Annotated in this window: 5 protein-coding genes; 3 read left to right on the top strand and 2 right to left on the bottom strand. The window is 55.0% G+C overall.

The window, feature by feature from the left end:
- The 3 genes from KBY71_RS14615 to KBY71_RS14630 form a co-directional block, all read left to right on the top strand.
- Window positions 1-299 (top strand): bluetail domain-containing putative surface protein (locus KBY71_RS14615; RefSeq protein WP_315858577.1); only part of this gene is annotated, 299 nt, incomplete at its 5' end.
- A gap of 1232 nt (window positions 300-1531) precedes the next feature.
- A protein-coding gene (locus KBY71_RS14625; RefSeq protein ID WP_396095576.1) for an IS3 family transposase occupies window positions 1532-3123 on the top strand; the annotation gives its coding sequence in 2 pieces (ribosomal slippage) (window positions 1532-2002 and window positions 2005-3123; 1590 coding nt in all).
- A gap of 726 nt (window positions 3124-3849) precedes the next feature.
- Window positions 3850-4134: a hypothetical protein gene (locus tag KBY71_RS14630; RefSeq protein ID WP_254929622.1), complete on the top strand. Its 285-nt coding sequence runs from the start codon at window positions 3850-3852 to the stop codon at window positions 4132-4134.
- A gap of 61 nt (window positions 4135-4195) precedes the next feature.
- Here the strand turns inward: KBY71_RS14630 and KBY71_RS14635 are convergent, their stop codons facing one another.
- Both KBY71_RS14635 and KBY71_RS14640 read right to left on the bottom strand, forming a co-directional pair.
- Complete coding sequence (locus KBY71_RS14635; protein ID WP_254929623.1) at window positions 4196-4975, bottom strand: response regulator; 780 nt, start codon at window positions 4973-4975, stop codon at window positions 4196-4198.
- A gap of 191 nt (window positions 4976-5166) precedes the next feature.
- Window positions 5167-5325, bottom strand: a complete 159-nt coding sequence (locus KBY71_RS14640; RefSeq protein WP_254929624.1) for a hypothetical protein — start codon at window positions 5323-5325, stop codon at window positions 5167-5169.
- Window positions 5326-5855 lie beyond the last annotated feature (530 nt).

Consider the following 5855-nt stretch of genomic DNA (forward strand, 5'->3'; position numbering starts at 1 on the left):
ATCGTATTACAGACTTTGTAATCGGTGTTGATATTCTCGATGGTCCAAGTGCTGTAACAGCTGCCAATCTCAGAGAGCTAGATAGTGTCTCTAGCCTTACTCAGGCTTCCCTTTCCAGCATTCTAACCACACGAAACTTTGCAAGGAACAGTGCTGCGACTTTTTCACTTGGAGCAGGTCCCTCTGCTCGTACATTTCTTGCGCTTAATGACAAAACTGCTGGATTCTCGCCTGCAGCAGATTCGATTATAGAAATAACCGGGTATGCAGGAACTCTTGCTGACCTGGCGATCATTTAACCTTATAGAGACAATCTAGAGATGTAGTGGCGTCTGTTAGTTCTGACCTTCCCCTGTGGTGCCTGAATTCCACCGATCTCTTCTGTAGTGCTCTGCCAGATCATCGTCTAAGGCACTCAGGAACTTCTCAAAGGTCTTTCCACCACCAGAGCACTCTGCACTGCCTTTACGAGCACAGAAGAAGACCCACGAGTTCTGGAGGTCATTCCATTGCAGTGGTCCTTTGCGTTCATTTCTCTTGGATTCAGTTCAACCCAAAGATGAACAGAAGGGACAGCAGAAGACCCATTTGCTACCCCCATTAGCAACTGGAACTTCTTTTACGCTCTTCAGATATCCGTTTAGCAGCAATAACCGATAGCGTTGATCTATGGGACTTTCCTTCACCTGATCCCTTGAATCTGTTGATGTCTTCATAAGATATTTGATTGTCTATGTTCTTCAATCATTATACACTATGGGTTTATATCTGTCAATCAGAAGATTGCTTGACACTATATCCAAATAGCAGTAGAATCACTCTGTTGCAGTTAAAGATCACATTGTACCTTAAGAATCCAAAATCATAAATAACTACGCAGTAGTTTGATCAGGGTATGGTTATAGGTTCTCAAAGACCCTCAAGGAAGCTCTTGGGACCCATCAAGCAACCCATCAAGACCAAAGCATTACGACCAGAAGGAAGAAAGGATAAGAACAACACAGAGGTGCCGTAGGCAATCCCCGTAGGGGATTCTGTAAAGACTGCTTCTGGTTCTTTTGTTCCTCAAGGACACCAGGACCAAAGGACCCTTCAAGACGCACCAAACAGTCCTCAAGGACCCTCCGCAATCCTCAGGACTACAAGGACAATTAGACAGCACCAGAGGGTTCCAGACCCCAGGTCGCAACTCCTTGATCAGTGGTTTCTTCAGTCAATGTCGTGATAAGAACCATCAGCACCGTAATACCCGCGAAAGTACCCCCTTTTTGATGGGTTGTACCTGCTGCTGCGATCAAACCTTGCTCCAGTGCTCCTGGACCTGCTATTACCTCCTCCAGAGGCACTCTTAGTCCCAGTGGGGTTCGGTTCCTTCTTGAACCCAACTTGATCCCACTTCAGTCCCAATGAGTGCCGGAGTTGGTTTGCTGCTGTTTTGGCTGCTTCGTATCCATCAAGACCACGAGCCCCCGGTTTCAGGAAAGTTGTCACCCCTGTGATCAGTACACCCGGGGGCTTGAGGACATGAGCAATGCGTCGTTACAGCGAGGCTGTTAAAGCTGATGTGAGGAGGCGGATGAGTCCGCCTCACAGGCAGAGCGTGGCTCAGATCTCAGCAGAGCTGGGCATTCACATCGTCACCCTCTACAACTGGAGGAAGGCCTGGCGGTTGCAGGGAGAGGTGGTGCCGGCTTCCGAGAAGGAACCAGAGGGCTGGAGTGCTGCCGACAAGTTCACGGTGGTGCTGGAGGCCGCTGGCCTGAATGCCACTGAGCTCAGCGCTTACTGCAGGGAGAGGGGCCTGTTCCCCGAGCAGGTGGAACGTTGGCGGCAGGCAGCGCAGGATGCCAATGAGAAGCCAGTGCTCACTTTGAAAGAGCAGAGAGAGCTGGAAAAGCTCCGTGCCCAGGACCAGCGGGAGATCAAGGCCCTCAAGAAAGAGCTGCAGCGCAAGGAGAAAGCCATGGCGGAGATGGCAGCCTTGCTGGTGCTGAGAAAAAAGTGGGAAGCCTTCTGCTCGGAGGACGCGGAAGGCTGACCAGCGCCGCTCACCGGCTCAAGGCGATTGAGCTGATTAACGAGGCTCATGCCGCTGGTGCGGGCCTGGTCAGCGCCTGCAGCGAGATCGGCATCTGTCTGCGCACCCTCAAGCGCTGGCGGAAGGCTGTGATCGGTGATGGCGATGGTCACGATCGCCGCAAAGGCAGCCCACGTCTGGTCTCGCACAAGCTGAGCGAGGAGGAGCGCCAACGCATCCTGCTCACCTGCAACCAGGCTGAGTACGCCTCACTGCCGCCAGGGCAGATCGTGCCAGCCCTGGCCGATCAGGGGCTGTACATCGGCTCGGAGAGCAGCTTTTACCGGGTACTCCATGCCCATGGCCAGGTTCACCGCCGCGGTCGTGCACGGCCACCACAGGAACCGCGCCCCGTTCCACGGCTCAGGACCTCAGAAGCAAACCAGGTGTGGAGTTGGGACATCACCTATCTGCCCACCACCGTGCGCGGGATCTGGCTGTACCTCTACCTGGTGATCGACGTCTGGAGCCGCAAGGTCGTGGCCTGGGATGTGGATGAGCGTGAGGATCCAGCCGTTGCAGCGGATCTGGTCAGTAGGGCTTGCCTGAGAGAACGGATCAGCAAAGGCAGGAAGCAACCCCTGGTTCTCCATTCCGACAACGGCAACGCCATGCGTGCAGCAACGCTGGAGAGCCGCTTGGAAGAACTGGGCGTGCTCAGGTCGTTCTCACGACCACGGGTATCCAACGACAACCCGTACTCGGAATCGCTGTTCAGGACGGTGAAGTATCGGCCTGATTACCCCCGCAAGCCATTTGCCTCCAAAGAACAGGCTTGTCAGTGGGTGGCCGCGTTCGTCGATTGGTACAACCACCAACACCGCCACAGCGGCATCAAATTCGTGACGCCCCAGCAACGTCACCATGGTCAGGCTACGGAGATCTGCAGGCACCGTTCTGTCGTGTATGGACAGGCCCGCCAGCGCCATCCAAGGCGTTGGTCGCGATCAACCAGGTGTTGGCTTCAACCGGAGGTGGTCTGGATCAATCAGCCGCCGGATGAACTCAATGAACCAGGGCAGCTACCGTTGATGCAGGCGGCCTGAAAGGCAGCCCAGGAGTGACACCTTTCCTGAAAGTCACCGGGGGAGCAACCAACAACCGCTAAAGTTCATCGGCTAGTTGTGGTTTGAAGCTTCTCCATTCGGGGGATTTGATCACATCCCTGCTGATCGCTAGGGCCAGCCTCTGACTGGCCTCCGCATCACTGGGGTAGTGCACACCGCCAGCATGTCGTAGGGACTCACCTCCTCGAGTCTTGTCTTACCCTCCCTCAGCTGGCCTCAGCGGTATTGATCGCGGCCAGGCGAGGATCACGAGCGTGGTGCCATCCAGCCTGTAGACGAGTGTGCCCTTGCTGCTGGGCTCTGCGGCCAGCGGGGATTACACAGGCGATTCAGGCGAGACTCGCTAAAATGCAAGCGCTGTGGTCCTGGCCCTGGGAAAATGCAGCGGAGCTTGACAGCGGCATAGCAGAGGCAAAGGATTAGGCCCGCAAGCGTTCACGATGAACAAAAACCAAGACAGCCACAAGTGTCTTGCGGTCACTTCCGCTAGTTCCGCAGCGGGATACTGCTCTGATGGGAGGGTGCTCTGTGTTGGCGTCTTGATGACTGGGATTCCAGATGCGATAGCAGTATTCATCGTTGATCACCCGCAATGGGATCAGTACAGGCTGATCCAGCCCGCAGTGGTCAAGCACTACCTAGATGGATTGTTTCGCGGACCAAAGCAGGGGCCCGGTGAACCGGAAGCGCTATCAAGATGAGACCATGAAACAGCTATCCGGCAAAAGCAAACCGAAGTGGCTGGTGCTGGCCAGTCAAATGCTGGCCGGGACCGTTTTTGTTGCCATGACCATCAGCTTTCTTCCGGCGCTGCTGCTTATGTCGCTTGTGACGGCCTTGCTGCTGATACCTGTCTTGAGGCAGGTTCGCAAGGAGGCAGAAAAGTCTGGAATTGACCTGAATTCACCTCCAAAAAACATGGTCAATGTCACACCTTTGCATCGCCGCTTGCAGCAAGACCTCTGGAAATATCTTGGCCTTATACGTTGACTTTAGGGGGTGCTGCCGGGGCCAGTCCTGACTGCTTTATGGAGAGATCACGAGCATGGGCTCATATTTTGAGAGATATTTCTTCCTGGCTGCAGCGCCGAAACATGTAGCCTTTGCCTCGCGTTGTAAGAATAAGCTCGGGAACCTCTACGTCCTCCTCCACTTTTGCTCGCAGTCGTGATATGTGAACGTCTACTACTCGACTGTCATTAGATTTTGTGGGCCTATACCCCCAAACCTGCTCGAGGATGTCCAGCCGGCTGACTGGCTCACCCGCTCGGTTAATCAATAGCTCTAGCAAGCTGAATTCCATTCCCGTTAGACGGATGCGCTCATCACCGCGATAGGCTTTGCGGCGCGTTAGATCAACCCTGAAATTCCCTACGATCAGCCAATGACTGCTTGCAGGCTTTCGGTCAGCGCCATTATTTATTTGCTTGCCGCTGAGAAGCAATGGAGAGCTTCTTCTCAGCACACAGCGAATACGTAGCTCAAGCTCTTTTGGGCTAAATGGCTTGAGTATGTAATCATCGGCGCCAAGTTTTAGTCCAGTGAGGCGGTCGCCTACATCACTCAAAGAAGTGAGCAAAATAATCGGCACTTCTGATTGAGCTCGGATCCGCTCGGTCACAGCGAAACCATCAAGCTCTGGCATCATCACATCAAGAACAAGTGCATCCGGCTCAAAGCTGCGGAAGAGTTCAAGAGCATTCATGCCATTGACTGCCGCTGCCACCTCAAAGCCAGCTAGACGCAGGCGCGTTTCCAATATGCGCCGGATATTCGCCTCGTCATCGGCGATCAGTATTCGGATGGGATGGGTGCGACGTTCTGGGGTCAAGACACACCAAGCGCCGCAAGACGGGGGAATTAATAGGAGGAATTTCCGTTGATCGTGGATTACGAACAAGAATCGTCACAGAGGGAGCTGCCCTATCCGCCGCTCCTTGCTCTTACTCCTAGCTACTCAAACTAGCGGCTCAAAGCCTCAGTTTTTAGTTGCTGCATCACCCTCGGCGTGAGCAGACCTAATCAACCCACCAGCTGGAGGTGCCGGCTGCTGAACAGCTCGCCAGTGCAGTTCACCGGCAATAACGACGAGCGACCAGCTCGGTACCAGCCATCTACCAAGGCAGCGCTGGAGCGGGGGTAGAGCTCTCCAGCCAAGATCCAGAGTTCGTCATGCAGCACCTGCGTCTGATCTGGTGTGCCTACGTACCAAGGCGACTCAGGATCCTGTGACAGCTCCTCATGGAGCAGCAGGAGTCCCTCAAGTACGCAGTTTGCGAGCTCAGGTGTCATCGGCTTTGCTGGCCCCACCTTGCGGTGCGGCTACCCAAGAATGTCCATCCACGCACACCAAGGTGCGCCAGATCAAGCACTGGCCTCCAGCGGGTTGCCCCGCACGACGAAAGGGGGCATCGCAGGGAGGGCTGCCAGTGGAATGGCCGAGCAGCGCTGCGGCAGCCGATGCCACCTGTTGGGTGAATGAGCACCTCCGCGGCACCTGGGTCCCGGTGGCGGATCTTGTTGAGCTCTTTCCTGGGGTGACGCAGGAGCGACCCCGGTTAGGGGGTGATCAGCCGGGCTTGTCGGTGCCATCAGCCCTGGTGCGGCCCAATTCATCCTCCAAGTTGGCCGCAAGATGTGAATTGGTGTTAAGCTCAGATGAGCGAGCGGTTTGCCGCCCCGCATCTACTTACTGCTTTCCTGCAAAGCCA

The organism is Cyanobium sp. T1B-Tous (genome assembly GCF_024345475.1).
GTDB lineage: Bacteria > Cyanobacteriota > Cyanobacteriia > PCC-6307 > Cyanobiaceae > Cyanobium_A.

Coding starts and splice junctions, on each gene's coding strand:
- KBY71_RS14630 (WP_254929622.1), top strand. CDS start 3,850: ATGAAACAGCTATCCGGCAAAAGCAAACCGAAGTGGCTGGTGCTGGCC.